We start from the raw sequence: 22793 nt of genomic DNA, 5'->3' as shown, positions 1-22793 counted from the left end.
GCAGCTACGCCATAATGCGCGCCGAGATCAAAGGAGCATCTATGAGCAGCACTGCACAAACTGCTGAAGGCGAAAAAATCCTGATCGTTGATGACGATCCGGGATTGAGCAGCCTGTTGGAACGTTTTTTCACCAGCAAGGGCTATCGCGCCCGGGCCGTGGCCAACGTCGAACAAATGGATCGCCTGTTGGCGCGCGAGGTGTTCAACCTTGTGGTTCTGGACTTGATGCTGCCTGGTGAAGACGGCCTGTCTGCCTGCCGTCGTCTGCGCGCCGCCAACAATCAGGTTCCGATCATCATGCTTACCGCCAAGGGCGACGAGCTGAGCCGCATCAAGGGTCTGGAGCTAGGCGCTGACGATTACCTCGCCAAGCCTTTCAACCCCGATGAGTTGATGGCCCGCGTCAAAGCGGTCTTGCGTCGTCAGGCAGCGCCGGTCCCTGGCGCGCCAGGCAGTGAAGACGAATCGGTGAGCTTCGGCGACTACGAGCTGTCCCTGGCAACCCGCGAACTCAAGCGTGGCGAAGAAGTACACATGCTCACCACCGGTGAATTTGCCGTACTCAAGGCGCTGGTGATGCATGCCCGCGAGCCGCTGACCCGCGACAAGCTGATGAATCTGGCCCGTGGTCGGGAGTGGGACGCTCTGGAGCGTTCGATTGACGTGCAGATTTCCCGTCTGCGCCGCCTGATCGAGCCGGATCCGTCCAAGCCACGCTACATCCAGACTGTCTGGGGTGTTGGTTATGTATTCGTTCCAGATGGCGCCGGTAATCGATAATCGGCTTGCGTCAGCCACTCGAAGCCGTTGCCAGTCACGTCGATAACCCTTGAAGGGGTTATCGACGTTTTGGTTTTCGCGTTTCTGCGTTTGACACCATTCGCGATTCGCAAACCCTGCGAGCCTGGCTCGCTCCTGCAAAGTGTATAGCTGCAGTTATGAAGACCCCGCTCTGGTTTCCGCAAAGCTTTTTCTCCCGCACCCTCTGGCTGGTGCTCATCGTCGTGCTGTTTTCCAAGGCGTTGACCCTGGTTTACCTGTTGATGAATGAGGACGTGCTGGTCGACCGGCAGTACAGCCATGGCGTGGCGTTGACCTTGCGTGCCTATTGGGCGGCCAACGAAGACGACCGCGAAGCGATTGCCGACGCGGCGGGGCTGATCCGAGTGGTGGGCGGCGGTGTACCTGAAGGCGAGCAGCACTGGCCGTACAGCGAAATCTATCAGCGCCAGATGCAGGCCGAGCTGGGCGCCGACACCGAAGTCCGTTTGCGCGTTCACGCACCGCCTGCTCTGTGGGTGCGAGCGCCGAGTCTTGGTGATGGCTGGCTGAAGGTGCCGCTGTACCCGCATCCGCTGCGCGGGCAGAAAATCTGGAGCGTGCTGGGCTGGTTCCTGGCCATCGGTTTGCTGTCCACGGCGTCCGCGTGGATTTTCGTCCGGCAACTCAATCAACCACTCAAACGCCTGGTCTTCGCCGCCCGCCAACTCGGGCAAGGCCGCAGCGTGCGCCTGCCAGTGAGCGATACGCCCAGCGAGATGACCGAAGTTTACCGGGCCTTCAATCAGATGGCCGAAGATGTCGAGCAGGCGGGTCAGGAGCGGGAACTGATGCTGGCCGGGGTTTCCCACGACCTGCGCACGCCGCTGACCCGCTTGCGGCTGTCGCTGGAACTGATGACCGATGAAAACGAACTGACCGAGGGCATGGTGCGGGACATCGAAGACATGGATGCCATTCTGGATCAGTTCCTGGCGTTCATCCGCGACGGCCGCGACGAAGAAATCGAAGAAGTCGACCTGAGCGATCTGGTGCGTGAAGTGGTCGCGCCCTACAACAACCCGGAACTCTCGGAAGAACAGATTCGCTTGTGTCTGGAAACCATCCCACCGTTCCCTCTACGTCGGGTGTCGATGAAGCGCCTGATGAACAACCTGATCGGCAATGCCATGCATCATGCGGGCAACGGCATCGAAGTGGCGGCTTACGTGTCAGGCGACGCCAATGCGCCTTACGTGGTGCTGAGCGTGCTGGATCGCGGGGCGGGTATCGATCCATCGGAGCTGGAAGTGATCTTCAATCCATTCATCCGTGGTGATCGCGCCCGCAGCGGCAAAGGCACCGGCCTGGGCCTGGCCATCGTCAAGCGCATCGCGGCCATGCATGGCGGCAATGTGGAACTGCGGAATCGCTCAGGTGGCGGGCTGGAAGCGCGCGTGCGCCTGCCGTTGGGGCTGATGTTGCCGAGGGATGCTGTTTGAAGCAGCCCCAAGCCACAAGCGGCAAGTCAAGTAACCTGACTTGTGACTTGTAGCTTGTGGCTTAAAGCTTGTACTGCCCCTATCCTTTCCCTTTGGTCCGCGTCATATGCGGGCCGCTGTTCTTCTCCAGGTATTCGATGATCATCCCGGCCACGTCCTTGCTGGTGGTGACTTCGATGCCTTCCAGACCCGGTGACGAGTTTACTTCCATCACCAACGGCCCGTGATTGGAGCGCAGGATGTCGACGCCCGCGACGCTCAGGCCCATGACCTTGGCGGCACGAATGGCGGTCATGCGCTCTTCCGGAGTGATCTTGATCAGGCTGGCGCTGCCACCGCGATGCAGGTTGGAGCGAAACTCGCCCGGCTTGGCCTGACGCTTCATCGAGGCAATGACCTTGTCGCCGACCACGAAGCAGCGAATATCAGCGCCGCCCGCTTCCTTGATGTATTCCTGAACCATGATGTCCTGCTTGAGGCCCATGAACGCCTCGATCACCGATTCGGCAGCGGTTGCCGTCTCGCACAGCACGACGCCGATGCCTTGCGTGCCTTCCAGCACCTTGATCACCAGCGGCGCGCCGTTGACCATCTGGATCAGGTCGGGAATATCATCCGGCGAGTGAGCAAAACCGGTAACAGGCAGGCCGATCCCGCGCCGTGACAGCAATTGCAGGGAACGCAGCTTGTCCCGCGAGCGGGCGATGGCCACCGACTCGTTGAGCGGGAATACACCCATCATTTCAAACTGGCGCAACACCGCGCATCCATAAAACGTCACCGAAGCCCCGATGCGCGGGATCACCGCATCGAAACCTTCCAGCGGTTTGCCGCGATAGTGGATCTGCGGTTTATGGCTGGCGATGTTCATATAGGCGCGCAGGGTGTCGATCACCACCATCTCATGGCCGCGTTCAATACCAGCTTCGACCAGACGACGGGTTGAATACAGACGCGGGTTACGCGACAGCACAGCGATCTTCATGCAGCACCTGTGGCAGAGGTAGTCGAGGCCGGAAATACCGGCTTGTCCTGAACATAAGTAATGCCGGGATTGACGACCAGCTGGCCGTCGATCAAAGCGTTGGATCCGAGCAGCAAGCGATAGCGCATTGCTTTGCGGCAAGCCAGCGTGAATTCCACCGGCCAGACACGATCACCCAAGGCCAGGGTGGTGCGAATGACGTAGCGGACCTGCGCATGGCCGTTGGAGCTTTTAATGGTTTTCATCGCGACCAGCAGCGCTTCGCAACGGCGATGGCGCAACTGAACGACCGTACCCAAGTGAGCATTGAAGCGAACCCATTTCTGGCCCTCGCGCTCGAAAGGTTCAATTTCCGTGGCGTGCAGGCTTGAGGTGCTCGCGCCGGTATCGATTTTCGCCCGCAGGCCGGCTACCCCCAAATCGGGCAGCGCCACCCACTCGCGCAGGCCGATGACTGTCAGGTGATCAAATGTTTTCAAAAGGGATTCCGTACTTCTTACGCTGTCTGCCAGACACCAGGATCAACCTGGGCCAATGCTTTGAATGCAGGTTTGGCGAACCAGAAGCCTTGCATCAGAAAAATCCCGCAGTCGGCGAGGAAGTCACGCTCCTCGGCACACTCGATGCCTTCAGCGATGACTGTAACGCCCAACTCCGTACACATTGTGACAACCCCACGAACGATAGCCTGACGAACGCGATTGCGGTGAATATCTCGAATTAAATGCATGTCGAGTTTTATCAGGTCCGGCTGAAAATCCGCCAGCAGCCCCAGGCCTGAATAGCCGGCGCCAAAATCGTCAATCGCCGTCATGAAGCCGAATTCGCGGTATTCACGCAGAATATTGGTCAAATGGCGATTGTTATCGAGGTGTTCGGTTTCGATAGTCTCGAAAATCAGACGATCCAGCGGGAAGTTGTGGGTTCGGGCGGCCTCCAATGTGCTGCGAATGCACAGCTCCGGACGATAAACCGCGTTGGGCAAAAAATTGATCGACAGGCGTTCGTTCATACCCAGCGCGGCAGCGCCAGCGATGGCATGCGTGCGACACAGCTGATCGAAGCGATAGCGATTCTGGTCGGTCACCTGATTGAGCACCGACAACGCGCCTTCACCCTTGATGCCGCGCACCAATGCTTCATGGGCAAAAACCGACTGGTCGCGCAAATCCACGATGGGCTGGTAGGCGAATGCGAATGAAAAGTCGAGTTCGGGGCTGTTTTTGCAGCCCTCGCAGCCGGCTTTAGGTGAGGTCAATGACGATGGGAACTCAGTCATATCGCACTCCTTTTAAGAAAGAGGTCATTGAGGAGAAACGGATTTGGCGCCAGCAAGCGTATTGCTGGCGTATCACACGCGACGTAGTACAGTTCTGACTACGGCTTAGTTGAGGAATTCATATGGCACAAAAGTCAGAAGAAGACGACAAAGTTCGTCTGGACAAGTGGTTATGGGCAGCGCGCTTCTTCAAGACTCGCGCCCTCGCCAAAGCGGCTATCGAGAACGGCAAGGTTCATTGTCGGGGCGAGCGTTGCAAGCCCGGCAAGGAACCGCACATCGGCGACGAGATTGTGGTTCGCATCGGTTTCGAGGAACGTACCGTGGTCGTGCAGGCACTCTCGACCGTGCGCCGCGGCGCGCCGGAAGCGCAGACCCTGTACAGCGAAACCCCGGAAAGCATTGCCAAGCGGGAGAACGCCGCTGCACAACGCAAGGCCGACAACCTGGGCATGACCACCGATGGCAAGCCGAGCAAGAAACAGCGCCGGCAGCTGTTTCAGTTCCGTGGTTCGAGTAATGATGATTGAGTCTTTGTTGGCGAGGCCGTCCACTACACTCAGCCGCTGAACCACCGGCAACTTCTGACCCAGGCTTGGAAGAGTGCGGGATAGTCCATAAAATGGCCCTCATCGACATGACAAGTCGCACCACTAAAGTGCGAAACGGCGCTTTATAGAGGCTTGTCATCATTTTTGTCATCACCTCAGATACCTCTTTCCTATGCATGATTTCCCGGATATCGACTACACCCAGCGCTTCATCTTCGACGAGACCGACGTACGCGGCGAGCTGGTTGCGCTGGAACGCAGCTATGCTGAAGTACTCGCCAAGCACCCGTACCCGGAACCCGTCGCGCAGCTGCTCGGCGAATTGATGGCTGCCGCTGCGTTGCTGGTAGGCACGTTGAAATTCGAAGGTTTGCTGATTCTTCAGGCGCGCTCCAGCGGGGCCGTTCCGTTGTTGATGGTCGAATGCTCCAGCGAGCGCGAGCTGCGCGGTATTGCTCGTTACGAGGAGTCGCAGATCCTGCCGGGCGCCGGCCTGCAGGACTTGATGCCTGATGGCTCGCTGACCCTGACGGTCGATCCACGGCAGGGCAAACGCTATCAAGGCATTGTCGCTCTGGACGGAGTCGACCTGTCCGAGAGCCTTTCCAGCTACTTCGTGATGTCGGAGCAATTGGGCACACGTTTCTGGCTGCGCGCCGACGGCCATCGCGCCCGTGGTCTGTTGTTGCAACAGTTGCCCGCCGCGCGCATCACCGATTCCGAAGAGCGCGACGCCAGCTGGGAGCACGTCACCACGCTGGCCAGCACCCTGTCGGCAGAGGAGCTGTTAAGCCTGGACAACGAAACCGTGCTGCATCGCCTGTTTCACCAGGACCCGGTTCGGATGTTCGACATCCAGCCGATTTGCTTCCGCTGCAGCTGTTCACGGGAGCGCTCGGCCAACGCACTTATCAGCCTCGGGCTCGAAGATGCGCAGCAGTTGGTCATCGAGCACAACGGAACGGTGGAGATCGATTGTCAGTTCTGCAACGAGCGCTATTTGTTCGATGCCACCGACATTGCGCAGTTGTTCGCGGGCGGCGGTGTGGATTCGCCCTCTGATACGCGTCATTAAACAGGCACGTAACCACGTTGTGACACGCCTGGAGCCATGGTGTCGTTCTTCTGACAGGAGGGCCCTACTTTTTTTAGGCTTTTCTGGCATAATCCGGCCCACTTTTACGCTGTAGTAGTGGTTGTTTTTTTACTACAAAACCGTTTGGAGCACTCGGCCACTGGCCGACGGGGACCCTCATGACGCAAACCAATAACGCTGTGTACACCGATCTGAGCATCGACGAACTGGTCAAGGAAGCTCTTGCCCGCGGCGAAGGCGAACTTTCCGATACTGGCGCTCTGGTTGTGAAAACAGGCCATCGTACTGGCCGCTCGCCGGTTGATCGTTTCATTGTTGAAGAGCCGAGCACCCAGGACGCGATCGCCTGGGGCCCTATCAACCGCAAGTTTCCGGCGGACAAATTCGACGCTTTGTGGGACCGCGTTGCTGCGTACCTGGGCGAGCGCGAACGTTTCGTTTCCCACGTTCATGTAGGCTCTGATCCGGCGCACTACCTGCCGGTCAAGATGACCACTGAAACTGCCTGGCATAACCTGTTCGGCCGTTGCCTGTTCATCAATCCCGAACAGTACAACGCTGGCGGCAAGGACGAGTGGCAGATCCAGAACGCCCCTTGGTTCGTCTGCGAGCCAGAGCGTGACGGCACCAACTCCGACGGCACCGTGATCATCAACTTCGCAGCCAAGAAAGTGCTGATCGCCGGCATGCGTTACGCCGGTGAAATGAAGAAAGCGCTGTTCTCGGTACAGAACTTCCTGCTGCCAGCGGTCGACGTACTGCCAATGCACTGCGCGGCCAACATGGGCGAAGAGGGCGACGTCACATTGTTCTTCGGCCTGTCCGGCACCGGCAAAACCACGCTGTCGGCTGACGAAAGCCGTTACCTGATCGGCGACGACGAACATGGCTGGGGCGTGGGCGTTGTGTTCAACATCGAAGGCGGTTGCTATGCCAAGTGCATCGACCTCTCCGAGAAAAACGAGCCTGTCATCTGGAAAGCCATCCAGCACGGCGCCGTCCTGGAAAACGTGGTTCTCGACCCGGTCACCAAGAAAGCCGACTACGCCGACGACAGCCTGACCCAGAACAGCCGCGCGGCGTACCCGCGTGAACTGATCGAGAAACGCGCACCGCTGAACCTGGGCGGCGAGCCGAACGCTGTGATCTTCCTGACTTGCGACCTGACCGGCGTGCTGCCACCAGTGTCGATCCTCAGCGAAGAACAAGCGGCTTATCACTTCCTGTCGGGTTACACCGCGCTGGTGGGCTCCACTGAAATGGGTTCGGGCAGCGGCATCAAGTCGACTTTCTCCACCTGCTTCGGCGCGCCATTCTTCCCGCGTCCGGCTGGCGAATACGCAGAGCTGCTGATCAAGCGCATCCGCGGTTTCGGCTCCAAGGTTTACCTGGTCAACACCGGCTGGACCGGCGGCGGCTACGGCGTCGGCAAACGCTTCAACATTCCGACCACTCGTGGCGTGATTGCAGCCATCCAGAGCGGCGCACTGATCGGTGCAGCCACCGAACACCTGGACACCATCAACCTCGACGTGCCGCTGGCCGTACCGGGCGTGGAAACCAACCTGCTCAACCCACGCAATACCTGGGCTGACAAGGCTGCCTACGACGAATCGGCCAAGGCACTCGCCAGCCTGTTCATCGAGAACTTCAAGAAGTTTGAAGTGAGCGACGCAATCAAGGCAGCGGGTCCGAAGTTGTAAGATTCGGATTAGTTGAACAAAAAACCGCCCTTCGGGGCGGTTTTTTTGTGGGGTTCAACTTTGTGGGAGCGAGCTTGCTCACGAAAGCAATTGCCTGAACGCTAAAAGATGCACTGGATGCCCTGGCCCCTTCGCAAGCAAGCTTGCTCCCACAAATGCGGTCGAGCTGAGAATGCGGGAACCCACTGTGGGAGCGAGCTTGCTCACGAAAGCAATTGCCTGAACGCTAAAAGATGCACTGGATGCCCTGGCCCCTTCGCAAGCAAGCTTGCTCCCACAAATGCGGTCGAGCTGAGAATGCGGGAACCCACTGTGGGAGCGAGCTTGCTCGCGAAAGCCACGGTTTGAGCACTGCAGAGCCTAAAGCTGATCACAGTGCTGAGCCTGAGTAATATCCAGTCAATAATGCATTCCCCAGCTGTATTTTTTCTCAGTAAATTATCCCTCTGGCTTTCAGGATCAAGAGGGCAATGGAATGCCTGCAAAAGCTCACTCTCATTCATTACGCTCGGGCAGGGTTTCCTTGCCAGGGCAGGTTTATCTCGTGACGACACGACTGATAGATGGGCGTCGCACTTTCGCAGACTGGCAAATGGGGCGACTCGTGGTCGAGGAACTGCGCCAGGTGCATGAAAAAGATATAGCTCATTCCCTGGCCTGGGTTGTCATGCCAGATCATCTGCACTGGTTGTTTGAATTACGCGAAGGAACGCTGGCAAGCGTTATGCAGCGAGTCAAATCCAGAAGCAGCATCGCCCTGAATAAAGCTACCGGTAACTGTGGTCGTGTCTGGCAGACGGGTTACCACGACATTGCAATGCGTCACGAAAGAAACCTCAAAGATTTTGCCCGATACGTTGTAGCAAATCCGCTACGTGCCGGACTGGTCAGAAATGTTGGGGATTACCCATTGTGGGATTGTAAATGGCTCTGACATCCGGAACCTGGTCACTACCGTCTTCGCGAGCAAGCTCGCTCCCAACAAAATCGATTTCAGCCCGTGGGAGCGAGCGCGCGAAAGTGATTTGTTTATCGCCGCCAAACACTCGCCAGCCACGGCTGCTGCTCCAGCGGCAAGCCTTCAGGTCTGTAGTAATAATCCAACTCGCTGAATCCGGCCTCGCTCATCAGTGCGCGCCAAGCCTCTAGATCGTGATATGAGCCATAGCGCGGGCCGTTCCAGCCTTCGCGGTTTTCGCCCCGTGGGTTGGAGCTGAAAAGGACGCCGCCGGGTTTCAGCGTGGCGTGCAGTTCCTGCAAGACCCGTGGCAGTTCCTGCTTGGGGACGTGGAATAACGCGGCGTTGGCGAAGATGCCGTCGAAGCGTTCTGCAGGAAGGTTCAGTTCAAGGAAGCTCTGCTGCCAGACTTCGCAACCCGTCTCGGCGCGGGCCATCTCGGCGAAGCGCTCCGAGCCGTCCAGACCGACAGCGATGTGGCCCATGGCGGTAAAGGTTTTCAAGTCGCGACCCGGCCCGCAGCCGAAATCCAGAATCTGCCACGGCACCTGACTTTCTATATGCCGCAACAGCGCGGCAATGTTCTGGCTGACGTCGTGGTCGCGGGTGCCTTCGCGGAACGCGTCGGCCACCTGGTTATAGTGGCCAACGGTGGTCTCGGTAATCTGCGCGAGATCCTGCGGTGCGAGTTTCATGACGGGTCGTTCCAGGCAGTTGATGCCGTGAATATAACCCACTCAGCGTTTGTTCAGACCCCGCGCCAGCCGATCACCGCCCAGCTGAATCACCGCCACCAACACCACCAACAGCACAATCACGGTCAGCATCACCTGGCTGTCGAAGCGTTGATAGCCGTAGCGATAAGCAATGTCGCCCAGGCCGCCCGCACCGATTGCACCCGCCATCGCCGAAGAGTTGATCATCGTCACCAGAGTGATGGTGAAGCCACCGACAATCCCCGGCAGCGCTTCAGGCAACAGCACGTGCCAGACAATGTGCCAGCGTCGGCAGCCCATCGCTTGAGCCGCTTCGATCAGACCGTGATCGACTTCGCGCAAACTGACTTCCGCGATGCGGGCAAAGAATGGCGTGGCAGCGATAGTCAGCGGCACCACCGCCGCCCATACGCCATAGGTCGTGCCGACGATCAGCCGGGTTAAGGGAATCAGCGCCACCATCAGAATCAGAAACGGGATGGAGCGAAACAGGTTCACGAACCCGCCCAGCACGCGATTCAATCCCGGCGCCTGATAGATGCCACCCTTGGAGCTGGTGACCAGAATCACCGCCAGCGGGATGCCCAGCAGCAATGCGATGAGCGAAGACACGCCAACCATCAGGAAGGTGTCGATAGTGCCTTGTAACAAACGGTCAAACCACATAACCGATGACCTCTGCGTGTTGCGCCTGTTTGCGCGCCCTGATCAGCAGTTCTTCGCGGGAATGCGGCGAGTCGGCAATCGACAGCAGCAAATGCCCCAGCGCGCGGCCCTGAATACGTTCAACGCCGCCTTGCAAAAGGCTGACGCGTCCGCCCAGCGCGGCGAACAGCGCTGCCAGATCCGGTTCGTCGCCAGTCTCGCCGGTGAAGTGCAGATCCAGCAGCACAGCCGCGCCGCTTTGCTGCGGCTGCGCGGCGATGCGCGATTGCAGGTCTTCGGGGACGCCGTGTTGCAGCGGCGCGAGCAAGGTTTTGCTGACCTCGTGACGCGGATCGCCAAACACTTGCCAGACCGGGCCTTGCTCGACGACACGGCCTTGTTCGAGAACCACCACGCGGTCGCAGATGTCGCGAATAACCGCCATTTCGTGGGTGATAAGGATGACCGTCAGGCCCAGGCGCAGATTGATTTCGCGCAGCAGGCCGAGAATCGACTGGGTGGTTTCCGGGTCCAGCGCTGAAGTGGCTTCGTCACACAGCAGAATCGCCGGATCATGCACCAGCGCGCGGGCAATGCCGACGCGCTGCTTCTGGCCGCCGGACAGCTGCGCCGGATAGGCCTTGTGCTTGTCTTGCAGGCCCACCAGATCCAGCAGTTCGGTGACTTTGCGCTGGCGCTGGTCCTTGGGCACGCCCGCGACCTTGAGCGGCAACTCGACGTTTTGCCACACGGTCTTGGCCGACATCAGGTTGAAGTGCTGGAAGATCATGCCGATCCGCCGCCGCAGCTCCACCAGCTTGTCTTCGTTGAACTCGCCAATGTCGGTCTGATCGATGAGCACCCGGCCGCTGCTGGGTTGCTCAAGGCGATTGATGGTGCGGATCAGCGACGATTTGCCCGCGCCGCTGCGACCGATGATGCCAAAAATCTCGCCGCGCTGAATCGCCAGATCGATGTTCTGCAAGGCATCCACCGGCCCTTGCTGGCCCTGATAGGTCTTGCCCAGATTGATGAAGCGCACGTGAGCGCGATTCAGGTCGGCGTGCAGCTCGGCTTGTTGTGCCGAATGCGCTGCGCCCGTGGCTTCGAGTGGCAGTTGGCGTTGCACGGTGGCATTCATATCAACCTTCCCAGCCAGCTTGGTAAAGTTTGCCGTTCACTTTATCCAGCGCCGCGCGAACCACCGGCGAGTGTTGATAGATGTCGATGAACTTGGCCAGGCGCGGGTCGTTCTTGTGGTCAGGTTTGATCACGAACTGAATCACGTATTCCGGGTGATCGAGGCCGTCGAACATAATGGCCGAGGACGCGTCGAAAGTTTTCGCCAGACGAATGTAGGCCGGATAACCCTGCACCAGATCGGCATCTTCGTAAGCGCGCACCAATTGCACGGCTTCAACCTGAATCAGCTTGAGCTTTTTCGGGTTGGCGGTGATGTCTTCTTCGGTGGCCTTGTAACCAACGCCCGCCTTGAGGGTGATCAAGCCTGCCTTGGCGAGCAGTTGCAGGCCGCGCCCGCTGTTGATCGGGTCGTTGGCAATGGCCACGGTAGCGCCGGTCGGCAGCTCATCGAAGCTTTTGTACTTTTTCGAATACAGGCCGACGTTGTTGATGATCCCCGGCGCGTAAGGCACCAGATTGAAACCGGCGGCTTCGTTGGCGTTGGTCAGGAACGGGATGTGCTGGAAATAATTCACGTCAATATCACCCGCCGCGAGGCTGACGTTGGGCGCGATCCAGTCGGTGAATTCAACCAACTCCACCTTCAGGCCTTGCTTGCCGGCTTCCTCGACAGCCGCTTCCAGCGGGATGGCGAAGGCTGCCGTGGTGCCGACTTTCAAGGGTTGGTCGGCGGCATGGGCGGTGAGTGTCAACAGGCTCAAGGCCAGGGTAGCGATCAGTTTGTTCATGGTGAAATTCCGGTACGCAAGGTTAGGTTTTTGTGTGGTTGTTGGAGTGATCTCTTCTTGTGGGACCGGCTTTAGCCGGGAAGGGGCCGGTACAGCTGAAACATCTGCTGAGTCAGGAATGCCACCTTCCCGGCTAAAGCCGGTCCTACGAGAACGCTCTTCAGTGTCGATAACTCGCCCCCACATGCCGCTCCGGCAACCGCGCTCCACCTTCAGGAAAGAACTTCTCCCGCAAGCTGCCGTTGTCGTAGGCGGTTTTGTACGAGCCGCGGCGTTGCAGTTCGGGGATCACCAGGTCGATGAAATCCGCGTAGCTTTCCGGGGTGACGATGCGGGTGAGGTTGAAGCCGTCCAGGCCGGTTTCCGCGATCCAGGATTCCAGCTCGTCGGCCACTTGCGCAGGCGAGCCGATCACCGTGATGTAGCGCCCGCCCAACGCGTGCTGGTCGAGCAGTTTTTGCCGGGTCCAGTCGTTGTTTTTCAGGTTTTTCGTCGCCGATTGAATGGCGTTGCTTTTTACGTACTGGATCGGCTCGTCCAGTTCGTATTCGGAGAAATCGATGCCCGTGGACGCCGCGAAATGCGCCACGCCCGCTTCGGCGCTGGCGAACTCGCGGTATTCGGCATGCTTGGCCCGCGCTTCAGCTTCGGTCGCGCCGACGATTACGTTGATACCCATGAACACTTTGATGTCGTCCGGGTTGCGCCCGGCGGCCACCGCGCTGGCGCGCACCTTGTCCACTTGCTCGCGGGTCGAGGGTTTGTTCTGGCCACTGATGAACACGCATTCGGCGTGACTGCCGGCGAACTGCAAACCGCGCTCGGAACTACCCGCTTGAAACAAAACCGGCGTGCGCTGCGGCGACGGTTCGCACAGGTGATAGCCCTCAACCTGATAGAACTCGCCCTTGTGCCGCACCTTGTGAACTTTGTCCGGCTGCGCGTAAATCCGCTGTTGCGGATCGTTGAGCACCGCGTCGTCTTCCCAGCTACCTTCCCAGAGTTTGTATAAAACCTGCAGATATTCGTCGGCCTGATCATAGCGGCGGTCATGTTCGACCTGCTCGCTCAAACCCATGGCCCGGGCGGCGCTGTCGAGGTAACCGGTGACGATGTTCCAACCCACTCGACCACGGCTGAGGTGGTCCAGCGTCGACATGCGTCGTGCGAAAAGATACGGCGCTTCGTAGGTCAGGTTTGCGGTCAGACCGAAGCCGAGGTTTTTCGTGACGGCCGCCATGGCCGAAACCAACAACAGCGGGTCATTGACCGGCAGCTGGATCGACTCCCTGAGCGGCACGTCCACGGAGTTCTGATACACGTCATACACGCCAACAATGTCGGCAATGAACAAGCCATCGAACAGGCCACGCTCCAGCAGTTGCGCCAGCTCGGTCCAGTATTCGAGGGTCTTGTACTGGGTTGAGTTGTCTCGCGGATGGGTCCACAAACCGTGATTGATATGACCGATGCAGTTCATGTTGAACGCATTGAGCAGGATCTTTTTCTTCGCCATCAGATGGTCCCCCGCAGCGGTGGGTTCTGATCGTTGAGGTAGTAATTGCCGATGGCGTGATACTTCCAGCGCACCGGGTCGTGCAAGGTATGCACTCGCGCGTTTCGCCAGTGGCGATCCAGGCCATGTTCGGCCAGCGTCGCCTGACTGCCAGCCAACTCGAACAAAGTGCTGCCCGCCGCCAGGGAAATTTCCGTGCTGATGGCGCGCGCTTCAGCGACCGCGATGGACGCGGCGGCTACGTTTTCTGCGCTGCTGTCGGCCTGGGCGATATCAAGGAAGTCACCGGCACGCTCCAGCAACGCTTCAGCGGCATACAAACGAATGCCCAACTTACCGAAGCTGTGCAGGGTAAGCGGATCATCCACGGCTTTTTCGATGCCCGAATCGATCCACGGCCGGGTGCGAGTGCGCACGAAATGCAGCGCATCTTCAAAGGCTGCTCGGGCGATGCCGGTGTCGATGGCGGCATGAAGGATCTGCGCCAGCGGGCCGACTGTGGTGGGGCGTTCGAAGGCAGTCTGGAAAGGGATCACATCACTTGCGCTGACCAAGACGTCTTCGAACACCACCGATCCGCTGCCCGTGGTGCGCTGGCCAAAGCCGCTCCAGTCGTCAATAACTGTCAGACCCTGGCTTTCGGCAGGTACGAAAGCCAGTTGTTGCACGCCATTTTCGTCGACCACGGATGTCGGAATCCGCTGTGCGTACAGTGCGCCGGTGGAGTAAAACTTGCGGCCGTTGATGCGATAACCATCACCGTCGCGAGTCAGCCTCGTGGTGCGGTCGTGAGCGGTCTTCGTACCCAGCTCCGCCAGCGCGTTGCCGAACCTGAAACCTGCGAGCGCTTCAGCGTACAAACACTTTTGCTGTTCGGGATTGCCGTTCACGCGCAGGACTTCCAGCGCGTAGAAATGATTCTGCGGGATCTGCCCCAACGACCCATCGGCTTCACTGATCAGGCAAATGACCTTCGCCAGCGTGACATTCGACACACCCGCGCCGCCAAATGCCTTGGGTACGCTGATACCCCAAAGCCCGGAGCGGCTGAACAGCTCCAGTTCAACGTGGGGCAAGCGGCGTTCACGATCACGTACGGCGCTGTCGCGTTTGAAATGCGCGGCCAGTTCATGGGCAACGCGCAGGGCCTCGTGATCGCTGTCGATAAGGGCAACGCGTTGACGCGGCTGAAGATTAGAAGTCATAACGGTGTCTCCAGTGGTCTGGTTCAAATCCACGAATGGCGGGCGGGCAAGGTGCCATTGAGGTGCCACGCACCGATGGCGTGATATTTCCAGCGCACCGGGTCATGGAGGGTGTGAACGCGAGCGTTACGCCAGTGCCGGTCCAGGTTGAACTCAGCCAGAGTGGCGCGGCTGCCGGCCAGCTCGAACAGCTTTTCGCTGGCCAACAGCGAGATCTCGGTGGTCAGCACCTTGGCGCGGGCAACCGCAATCGAAGCGCGTGCCGCCGAATATTCGTCGATGGGTTTAGTGTTGACCTCGTCGAGCACCTTGGCCGACTCACGCAGCAAGGCTTCGGCCGCGTGCAGCTCAAGTTTGAGCTTGCCGATGTCGGCGATGACGTAAGGATCGTCGCTGGCCCGTTCGACATGGGCATCGATCCAGGGCCGCGAGCGCTTCCTGACAAACTCAATGGTGTCGTCGATGGCGGCACGGGCGATGCCGGCGTCGATCGCGGCCTGAATCAGCTGCGAGACCGCGCCCTGAATGTTCGGCGTCAAGGCCAGGCGCCAGTTCTCGACAACCAGTGCGCCATCGATCTGCACGTTATCCAGCAATACCGTGCCGCTTGCGGTGGTGCGCTGACCGAAGCCCGACCAGTCATCGACGATCTGCAACCCGGCAGTGGCACGCGGGACAAAAGCCATGATTTGCTGACCTTGCTCGTCGAGTGCTTTCACCGCAACCCAATGAGCGAATAGCGCGCCGGTGGAGTAAAACTTCTGACCGTTTATGACGTATTTTCCGCCGTGGGCGGTGATGCGAGCTTTCAGCTCAAGGGTATTTTTCGTACCGCGCTCCGGCCCCGCGTTGCCAATGCGCCAGCCGTCCAGCACGCTTTTGAACAAGACTTTTTTCTGCTGCTCGGTGGCGCTGTTCTGCAGAAGATGAATGATCCCGAACTGGTTTTGCGGAATCTGCCCCAGCGCCGGATCGGCAGCCGAAATGATCCGGAATACCTCGGCAATGGTGACGAATGAAACCTGTGGACCGCCATATGCGCGAGGGATGGAAATACTGCCCAGGCCGCTTTGCGTGAAGCGTTCGATTTCCGACCAGGGCAACAGCCGCTCGGCGTCACGTTGAGAGGCCTGCAAGCGGGCATGTTCGGCCACCTGATGGGCTGCGGCGATAGCCTGAGCGTCGTTTTGCAGAATCACCGCCGAGAATACAGGCGGTGCGCTGTCCGGCCCAAGTGCGACCGGTGCGGTGCGCAAGGCGCGGGCTGCCAGCTCAGACATGTTCGCCGCCTCTCGGGCTGCGCACTGTTGCGTTGTTTTGTCTGTGGGTGGAGCGGGAAATGACCATACGAACCTCGCGTCAGATGCCGCAAGTAGCGGCAGGATAAATCACGATGTCCGGTGGTCCGGTCTATATACCGTAAAGGCGTATAAATATTAAATAAACTAGTTTTTTGGAATAAGCATAGAAGGTGAAATTCACCGGTTTTCAGACGTGTTGTGCATACGTCAGACACGAGCCGAAGACCATTAATAAAATGCATATCTTAAGAAATTTATTGCGCGCCACGAGCATAACCCTCTTGCAGTAATGCAATGCTTTCAAAAGGCTAGCAGTGGGCGTCGATCAGGTTTAAAAAAGCCTGTAGGTCGATAAGTAGTTTTGTGTAGGAAACCTCTCGGCATGCAGCTCAATGTGAGACCGTTCACAGGTTGTGTAGCCGTAAGCACCACCAATACGGCGGATCGGGATAAGCAACCCGGGCGTATCAGCAGTGTTTTCAGGGACATGCGGCCAGTCACTGACAGCGGTTAATTTGGACGTTGACGTTGATTTCACGGGCGGGTGCCCACCGTGAGTTGTTGCCTACTCGATCAATGATGCAGTAAGTCACGTCCAGTTGTTGTTCCCGTCCCGCCTCCAGAATCAGCGAGGGCGGGACGATCAGGCTGACGGCTTTGCCGACGTTCTCGGCTTTCAAGGGCGGCAGGTCCATACGCATATCTCCCCAACGCAGGGTGATTTCATCGTTGGGTGCCATATTGAGATAGGGTTCGATACCGAGTGGCATGCCGGTTTTTGCATACCGGGAAATCATCCCATAACGGATCACCGCCTCTGGCAACAAGACGGGCGCCAGCCCCTGGTTTTCTTCATCGCTGAGCGTCAGGAGCTGCCCGCCGGGCACATCGAGTTTTACCCTGAGCTTGCGGCTGGGCGATGTAATGGGCGTACCTCCAACTTTCATGACGCGATAGCAGGTTTTAATCGTCCCGGTTTGTAGGAAACTTTCAGGAACGCGTAGGACTACTGTGTAGCCGATGTCAGACTTGCTCAAAAGTTTTGACGCGACGTAACAGCCATCCCAGAACAATTCGATCAAGTCTCCTTCATCCATCCATGGGTAGGGGTCAATGTTGACTAGCAGATGGGCCGCGGCGCGAACGCCGACGCCGTGGTTGTGAGCCTGGGGCAGGTAGGGCGCGAACAGCTTTGCAATACCGGTTTTGCAGGGTGCGTGGGACATGGCTGAATACTCATGGCTATTTGTTAAACGAATAATTAGTCCGTTGATTCGGTAATAACGGGTATTGAGTAGCTCACCGAAAAACGGCGCGGGGATAAGTACCTTAGAGATCAGAGTTATGGCAAACATTACAAACTGTATGGAATTGAAGCTTGTAATAAGCTCGAAGCTTTGAATTAACGTTTATCTTTGAGCTAATGGGGTTTGCACGTGCCTGTCAATGTCTAATGGGGATAAGATATCGGCGAGACGGCGAATTAGACATTTCCTACACAAACACCACAGTCTTATTACGAAGTAGGTCAGGATCTTCCCACTTCAATATATGAATGCTCATGCGAATGAACAGTCATTGGGTGTTGGTAGTGTGGGCATGAGGGGGAAGTGAATATGACTTTTTATGACGCGTTATTACTGGCTGCAATGACTGGCTAACTTTGCTTTGATAAACCTGATCATTCCACGAGTGAATACTTGAACGATCTAGCAGCGGTTTAGATCGTTCAATTGTTGTACAAATGTAAGGCACAGAAAAACAGCGCCGAATGGCGCTGATTTTGTTACAGGGCGATGTAGGATCAGGAGCGACTTCGCTCCAGAAATTGCCGAGTCCGTTCTTCGCGAGGGTTGGCAAATAATTCCTTGGCCTCCCCTTGTTCGACGATTACGCCCTTGTCGATGAAGATCACTCGGTTCGCCACGTCCCGGGCGAAACTCATTTCGTGAGTGACGATGACCATGGTGCGTTTTTCTTCGGCGAGCGCGCGAATCGTCGCAAGCACTTCGCCCACCAGTTCCGGATCCAGGGCCGAGGTGGGTTCATCGAAAAGGATCACTTCCGGCTCCATCGCGAGCGCGCGCGCAATCGCCACCCGCTGCTGCTGACCTCCGGACAGACGCCGTGGATAAGCATCTTCCTTACCTGCGAGGCCGACCTTGGCGAGAAGCTTGCGGCCTTGCTCCATGGCCAGTTCCCGCGCAATCTTCTTGACCACCACAGGGCCTTCCATAACGTTTTCCAGGGCGGTGCGGTGCGGAAACAGATTGAAGTTCTGGAACACAAAACCCACATGCTGACGCAACTGGCGAATCAGGCCCTGTTGCTGGCTCAAGGGTCGATTGCCATCAACCGCGATGTCACCGACGATAATCTTGCCGCTGGTGGGCTCTTCGAGAAAATTCAGACAGCGCAGCAAGGTGGTCTTGCCAGAGCCGCTGGGCCCGATGATGGCCACCACTTCCCCGGCTTCGACGCGCAGATCAATGCCCTTGAGCACTTGCTGACCCTTGAATTCCTTGGTCAGTTTTTCAACCACGATCATGTTCAGGACTCCAGGTCATGTCGGTTGACCCGCGCTTCAAGACGGTTTTGCAGGTGCGAGAGCGCGGTGGCAAGAATCCAGTAAATGAGCGCCGCAGCCAGATACATGGTGAAAATTTCGAAGGTCCTGGCGGTAATCAACTGCGCCTGACGGAACAGCTCAGGCACCTGGATGGTTGCTGCCAGCGCCGTGTCCTTGACCAATGAGATAAAGCTGTTGCCCAACGGCGGCAAGGCTGTGCGCGCGGCCTGAGGCAGGATCGCCCGGCGCATCGCCTGTCCACGTGTCATACCCATGCTGGCAGCAGCTTCCCACTGGCCGCGATCCACCGAGCCGATAGCCGCCCGGAGGATTTCGCACGCGTACGCGCCCATGTTCAACGAAAAGCCGATCAGCGCGGCAGGCAACGGATCCAATTCAATGCCCAATTGCGGCAAGCCGTAATAGATCATGAACAGCTGAACCAGCAAGGGTGTGCCGCGAAAGAATGACACGTAGACCCGGGTAATACCGCGCAGCACCATCAGCCGCGACAGGCGCATCAGCGCCAGGCCGAAACCCAGCAGCAAGCCGAAGAACATGCCACCCAGACTGAGAAATACCGTGTAGTACGCGCCCTTTATCAGAAAGGGCGCGGAATCCAGCGCGAGCTTTAGGCTCTCTTCAATCATTTGGTCACGTCAGCCTGGAAATACTTCTGCGACAGCTTGGCGAGGGTGCCATCAGCGCGCAGTTTATCGATGGCCTTGTTAATGGCTTCCAGCAGCTCAGGCTCGCCTTTGCGCAGCGCAATCCCGGATTCCTGACGGGAGAAGGGTTCGCCGGAAACAGCCAGGCTGTCTTTGGTTTTGCTGACCAGTTCCAAGGCTGCAAGACGGTCGACCAGAATCGCGTCGATACGGCCAACGCGCAGGTCTTGGTACTTGGTCGGATCATCGTCGTAGGTTTTGACGACCGCGCCCGGTACATTTTCCTTCAACCACTGCTCGTAATTGGTGCCCAGACCAACGCCCACTTTCTTGCCTGTCAGGCTGGCTGCTTTTTCAAACTTGCCTGCGTCTTTCTTCTGCACCAGCGCCTGGATACCGGAGATGGTGTAAGGCGTGGAGAAGTCATACTTCTTTTTACGCTCTTCGGAAATAGTGACCTGGTTGATCACCACGTCCAGACGCTTGGATTCCAGCGCCGCGAGGATCCCGGCCCAAGGAGTCGGCTGCAGCTTGGCTTTTACGCCCAGTTCCTTGGCCAGCGCTTCGGAAAATTCGACTTCGAAACCTGCAAGCTTGCCGCTTTCATCTACGAAGCTGAACGGCGGATAAGTGCCTTCCAGACCCACGTTGATGGTGCCGCTGTCTTTGATTTTCTGTAGTTGATCACCGGCCACGGCTTGACCGATCAGGCCGGAGCCGAGCACCAGGCTCAGGGTTGAAAGCAGAAACGTACGACGGATTGCGGAAGTAATCATGACTAGCCCCATATTTTGTTGTTGATGTCAGGCAAGAATCGGACCCGACGAAAGCTACGTTGGCACCAAAAGTTTATCCAGCTTTTTCAAGACGCTCGATGCGCCAGCAGTCCTGTTGGCGGCGATAATAAAAGCCTCTGCTTATAATTCAAAATAATCAAAAACATAATTCATATGATGTTTTTGCATATACAGCCGCATCAGTCGTTCTGTCCGGAAAAAACGCCTGGGTAAGCGAACAAGGCGGGCGCACCGCCGGTGTGCAGAAAGATCAGCGGGCCGTCCTCAAAACGCTGGCGTCCAATACCATCAAGCAGGCCTGACATCGCTTTGCCGGTGTACACCGGATCGAGCAAAATCCCCTCCTGGCTGGCCATCAGTTTGATTGCAGACAAGGTTCCAGCGTTCGGCTCGCCATAGCGCGGTGCGAAGTATTCGTCCCACAGTTCGACTTTGAATGCAGTCGGCAGCGGCACGCCCAGCAGTTCGGCGGTGCGCTCCGCGAGACTCAGCACCTTGGGCCGCTGGGCCTCGTCGGTGCGCGATACGGTCACGCCCACCACTGGCAGATTGGGCAGCACTTCAGCCAGCGCCAACGCCAGACCGCTGTGAGTACCGGCGCTGCCGGAAGCGAGCACCACGGCGGCGAAATCCAGCCCGGTCGCCTTGATTTGCTCGGCCAGCTCCAGTCCTGCACGCACATAACCCAGCGCGCCAACGGAATTGGAGCCACCGATGGGCACCAGATATGGTTTCTTGCCGCTGGACTGGAGACGCGCGGCGAGGGCTTGCAACAGCTCGTCGGCGTTATCCAGGTTCTCCACAAGTTCGACCTTGGCATCAAACAGGTCCAGCAGCAGCCGGTTGCCGTTGTGCAGGTAATTGACGTCGTCAGTGGAGATAGGGTTTTCCAGCAGAGCCACGCAGCCCAAGCCCAGGCGCGCGGCAAGGGCTGCCGTCTGGCGCACATGGTTGGACTGAATCGCGCCGGCCGTAATCAGCGTATCGGCGCCTTGCGCCAGCGCATCGGCGGCAAGGTATTCAAGCTTGCGCACTTTGTTGCCGCCCATGGCCAGGGTCGTGGTGTCGTCGCGCTTGATATAGATGTCGCGACCGGCCCAGACCGAAAGCCGCTCCAGTTTTTCCAGCGCAGTAGGTGCGGCGATCAGATCCAGACGATTGAAGCGAGCAAGCTGTGTTTTGATCATGGTGATAGTCAAGCCGTGTAGAGAGTCGCTGGACTATAGGCAGGCGTTTCCTACAGGGCAACTCATAAGGTCTTATGCTTCAAGAGTAGAAGTCCTACAAAAATAGTTATTTTTTCGTGCTAAATCTTTGCCGTAGAGTGAGCGCACCTGCGGCGAACGTGTCAAAAGCCGCATCCGAACCAGGAGAAGTCAGCGTGAGCGATATTCCAGAGGCATCTGCCAAGGGCCGTTCCAGCCACTGGCAATTGCAGCAGATTGTCAGCCAGTTGCGTCAGGCCCGTAATGACTGGCGCACCAGTAACGGTCGCGTCAGCGGCGAGCACGGTGGACGCGAGTTGCCTTCAAGGGCGGCGATGCGCGACATCCTCGAAGCGTTGTGCGGTGCGTTGTTCCCCATGCGGTTGGGGCCGGTTGATCTGCGCGAGGAAAGCGAAGACTTCTACGTCGGGCACACGCTTGATGTCGCTTTGAATGCGTTGCTGGCCCAGACCCGACTGGAACTGCGCTACGTCGCCCATCAACGCGGCGAAGAAGTGGGCAATTTGAACGAACACGCGGTGGAGCTGATCCAGGGTTTCGCCAGCGCTTTGCCCGCAATGCGCGCGCTGCTCGACACCGACGTGTTGGCCGCCTATCACGGCGACCCGGCAGCGCGCAGCGTGGACGAAGTGCTGCTGTGCTATCCGGGAATTCTCGCGGTCATTCATCACCGGATTGCCCACCATCTTTATCGCGTGGGCCTGCCGTTGCTGGCGCGAATCAGCTCGGAAATCGCTCACTCGGCCACCGGCATCGACATCCACCCCGGCGCGCAGATCGGACGCAGCTTCTTTATCGATCACGGTACAGGCGTGGTCATCGGCGAAACCGCGATCATTGGCGAGCGGGTGCGCATCTATCAAGCCGTGACCCTCGGCGCGAAACGTTTCCCGGCAGACGAAGACGGTCAATTGCAGAAAGGCCACGCACGCCACCCTATCGTTGAAGACGACGTCGTGATCTACGCCGGCGCGACCATCCTCGGACGCATCACCATCGGCAAAGGCTCGACCATTGGTGGCAACGTCTGGCTGACCCGCAGCGTACCGGCCGGATGCAATCTGACGCAGGCTAATTTGTTGCAGCAGCAGGATGATGGGTGTCAGAAATAACCTTCTAACACCGATTTGCTAGCCAAGCGTTTCTTGGGATAAATCCTACGGATGCTGTACGCAGCATCCGACTTTTTGTAGTCCTGTATTGGTGCAAAGTTCTGCCTTTCCCCAGGCCAAGGACTCGCCCATGCTCACCCCCGCCAACCAAGACACCTTCACGCTGGATATCCCGGGAGTTGAGCATCAGCTTCGCGTGCTGAGTTTTACCGCCAAAGAGGCCGTCAGCCGGCCTTTCAGCGTGCGTATCGAACTGGTCAGCGAGCGGGCCA

The 22793-nt window shown here is 58.1% G+C and carries 22 protein-coding genes; 7 read left to right on the top strand and 15 right to left on the bottom strand.

Going from position 1 to position 22793, the window contains the following annotated elements; genetic code table 11:
- Positions 1 to 41: 41 nt before the first annotated feature.
- Complete coding sequence (gene ompR / locus ACP7E4_RS25405) at positions 42 to 782, top strand: two-component system response regulator OmpR (RefSeq protein ID WP_020293262.1); 741 nt, start codon at positions 42 to 44, stop codon at positions 780 to 782.
- Between the two features lie 158 nt (positions 783 to 940).
- Positions 941 to 2263 (top strand): ATP-binding protein, encoded by a 1323-nt coding sequence (locus ACP7E4_RS25400; RefSeq protein WP_426118502.1) that lies wholly within the window; start codon positions 941 to 943, stop codon positions 2261 to 2263.
- Between the two features lie 79 nt (positions 2264 to 2342).
- On the opposite strand, the gene rimK is transcribed toward ACP7E4_RS25400, so the two are convergent.
- The 3 genes from rimK to ACP7E4_RS25385 are packed head-to-tail and all read right to left on the bottom strand — an operon-like array spanning position 2343 to position 4527.
- On the bottom strand, positions 2343 to 3248 hold the full coding sequence (rimK, locus tag ACP7E4_RS25395) for a 30S ribosomal protein S6--L-glutamate ligase (protein ID WP_020293260.1): 906 nt from the start codon (positions 3246 to 3248) through the stop codon (positions 2343 to 2345).
- On the bottom strand, positions 3245 to 3694 hold the full coding sequence (locus ACP7E4_RS25390; protein WP_426118549.1) for an ATP-dependent zinc protease: 450 nt from the start codon (positions 3692 to 3694) through the stop codon (positions 3245 to 3247). The genes rimK and ACP7E4_RS25390 overlap by 4 nt, the downstream gene beginning before the upstream one ends.
- A gap of 50 nt (positions 3695 to 3744) precedes the next feature.
- A complete protein-coding gene (locus ACP7E4_RS25385) occupies positions 3745 to 4527 on the bottom strand; it encodes an EAL domain-containing protein (protein ID WP_426118500.1) in 783 nt (260 codons plus the stop codon).
- Between the two features lie 122 nt (positions 4528 to 4649).
- On the opposite strand from ACP7E4_RS25385, the gene ACP7E4_RS25380 reads away from it, so the two are divergent.
- The 4 genes from ACP7E4_RS25380 (at position 4650) to ACP7E4_RS25365 (ending at position 8811) form a co-directional block, all read left to right on the top strand.
- Positions 4650 to 5057: an RNA-binding S4 domain-containing protein gene (locus ACP7E4_RS25380; RefSeq protein ID WP_426118499.1), complete on the top strand. Its 408-nt coding sequence runs from the start codon at positions 4650 to 4652 to the stop codon at positions 5055 to 5057.
- A 193-nt stretch (positions 5058 to 5250) separates the two neighbouring features.
- Positions 5251 to 6153 (top strand): Hsp33 family molecular chaperone HslO, encoded by a 903-nt coding sequence (hslO, locus tag ACP7E4_RS25375; RefSeq protein WP_426118498.1) that lies wholly within the window; start codon positions 5251 to 5253, stop codon positions 6151 to 6153.
- Positions 6154 to 6332: 179 nt separating this feature from the next.
- A complete protein-coding gene (locus ACP7E4_RS25370; protein ID WP_426118497.1) occupies positions 6333 to 7877 on the top strand; it encodes a phosphoenolpyruvate carboxykinase in 1545 nt (514 codons plus the stop codon).
- Between the two features lie 475 nt (positions 7878 to 8352).
- Entirely contained in the window at positions 8353 to 8811 is a 459-nt protein-coding gene (locus ACP7E4_RS25365; RefSeq protein ID WP_426118496.1) for an REP-associated tyrosine transposase, read from the top strand.
- A 95-nt stretch (positions 8812 to 8906) separates the two neighbouring features.
- Here the strand turns inward: ACP7E4_RS25365 and ACP7E4_RS25360 are convergent, their stop codons facing one another.
- The 12 genes from ACP7E4_RS25360 to ACP7E4_RS25305 form a co-directional block, all read right to left on the bottom strand.
- A complete protein-coding gene (locus ACP7E4_RS25360; RefSeq protein ID WP_426118495.1) occupies positions 8907 to 9530 on the bottom strand; it encodes a class I SAM-dependent methyltransferase in 624 nt (207 codons plus the stop codon).
- A 42-nt stretch (positions 9531 to 9572) separates the two neighbouring features.
- Positions 9573 to 10217 carry a methionine ABC transporter permease gene (locus ACP7E4_RS25355; protein ID WP_426118493.1) on the bottom strand — a complete coding sequence of 215 codons (645 nt, stop codon included), beginning with the start codon at positions 10215 to 10217 and terminating at the stop codon, positions 9573 to 9575.
- On the bottom strand, positions 10207 to 11337 hold the full coding sequence (locus ACP7E4_RS25350) for a methionine ABC transporter ATP-binding protein (RefSeq protein WP_426118491.1): 1131 nt from the start codon (positions 11335 to 11337) through the stop codon (positions 10207 to 10209). The genes ACP7E4_RS25355 and ACP7E4_RS25350 overlap by 11 nt, the downstream gene beginning before the upstream one ends.
- A 1-nt stretch (position 11338) precedes the next feature.
- Positions 11339 to 12127, bottom strand: a complete 789-nt coding sequence (locus ACP7E4_RS25345; protein ID WP_426118490.1) for a MetQ/NlpA family ABC transporter substrate-binding protein — start codon at positions 12125 to 12127, stop codon at positions 11339 to 11341.
- A 160-nt stretch (positions 12128 to 12287) separates the two neighbouring features.
- Positions 12288 to 13643: an LLM class flavin-dependent oxidoreductase gene (locus tag ACP7E4_RS25340; RefSeq protein WP_426118489.1), complete on the bottom strand. Its 1356-nt coding sequence runs from the start codon at positions 13641 to 13643 to the stop codon at positions 12288 to 12290.
- Positions 13643 to 14848 (bottom strand): SfnB family sulfur acquisition oxidoreductase, encoded by a 1206-nt coding sequence (locus ACP7E4_RS25335; RefSeq protein ID WP_426118487.1) that lies wholly within the window; start codon positions 14846 to 14848, stop codon positions 13643 to 13645. Before ACP7E4_RS25335 ends, ACP7E4_RS25340 begins: the two co-directional genes overlap by 1 nt.
- Positions 14849 to 14871: 23 nt before the next feature.
- A complete protein-coding gene (locus tag ACP7E4_RS25330) occupies positions 14872 to 16128 on the bottom strand; it encodes an SfnB family sulfur acquisition oxidoreductase (protein WP_426118485.1) in 1257 nt (418 codons plus the stop codon).
- Between the two features lie 518 nt (positions 16129 to 16646).
- Positions 16647 to 17375, bottom strand: a complete 729-nt coding sequence (locus tag ACP7E4_RS25325) for a hypothetical protein (RefSeq protein WP_426118483.1) — start codon at positions 17373 to 17375, stop codon at positions 16647 to 16649.
- Positions 17376 to 17953: 578 nt separating this feature from the next.
- A complete protein-coding gene (gene tcyN, locus ACP7E4_RS25320; RefSeq protein WP_426118481.1) occupies positions 17954 to 18697 on the bottom strand; it encodes an L-cystine ABC transporter ATP-binding protein TcyN in 744 nt (247 codons plus the stop codon).
- A gap of 2 nt (positions 18698 to 18699) precedes the next feature.
- Positions 18700 to 19368 carry a cystine ABC transporter permease gene (gene tcyL / locus ACP7E4_RS25315; protein ID WP_426118479.1) on the bottom strand — a complete coding sequence of 223 codons (669 nt, stop codon included), beginning with the start codon at positions 19366 to 19368 and terminating at the stop codon, positions 18700 to 18702.
- Positions 19365 to 20162 carry a cystine ABC transporter substrate-binding protein gene (gene tcyJ / locus ACP7E4_RS25310; protein WP_426118477.1) on the bottom strand — a complete coding sequence of 266 codons (798 nt, stop codon included), beginning with the start codon at positions 20160 to 20162 and terminating at the stop codon, positions 19365 to 19367. The genes tcyL and tcyJ overlap by 4 nt, the downstream gene beginning before the upstream one ends.
- A 200-nt stretch (positions 20163 to 20362) precedes the next feature.
- Positions 20363 to 21370, bottom strand: coding sequence for a D-cysteine desulfhydrase (locus ACP7E4_RS25305; RefSeq protein ID WP_426118475.1), 1008 nt, complete (start codon positions 21368 to 21370; stop codon positions 20363 to 20365).
- 194 nt (positions 21371 to 21564) lie between these two features.
- Here ACP7E4_RS25305 and epsC point away from each other — a divergent pair, with 194 nt between their 5' ends.
- Positions 21565 to 22521 (top strand): serine O-acetyltransferase EpsC, encoded by a 957-nt coding sequence (gene epsC / locus ACP7E4_RS25300; RefSeq protein WP_426118473.1) that lies wholly within the window; start codon positions 21565 to 21567, stop codon positions 22519 to 22521.
- The last annotated feature ends 272 nt before the right edge of the window (positions 22522 to 22793 follow it).

The organism is Pseudomonas sp. DSP3-2-3, assembly GCF_049898225.1.
In the GTDB taxonomy this organism is placed as follows: domain Bacteria; phylum Pseudomonadota; class Gammaproteobacteria; order Pseudomonadales; family Pseudomonadaceae; genus Aquipseudomonas.
Note: the sequence above shows the minus strand (reverse complement) of the source record. Positions and strands in the feature narration are given on the sequence as shown.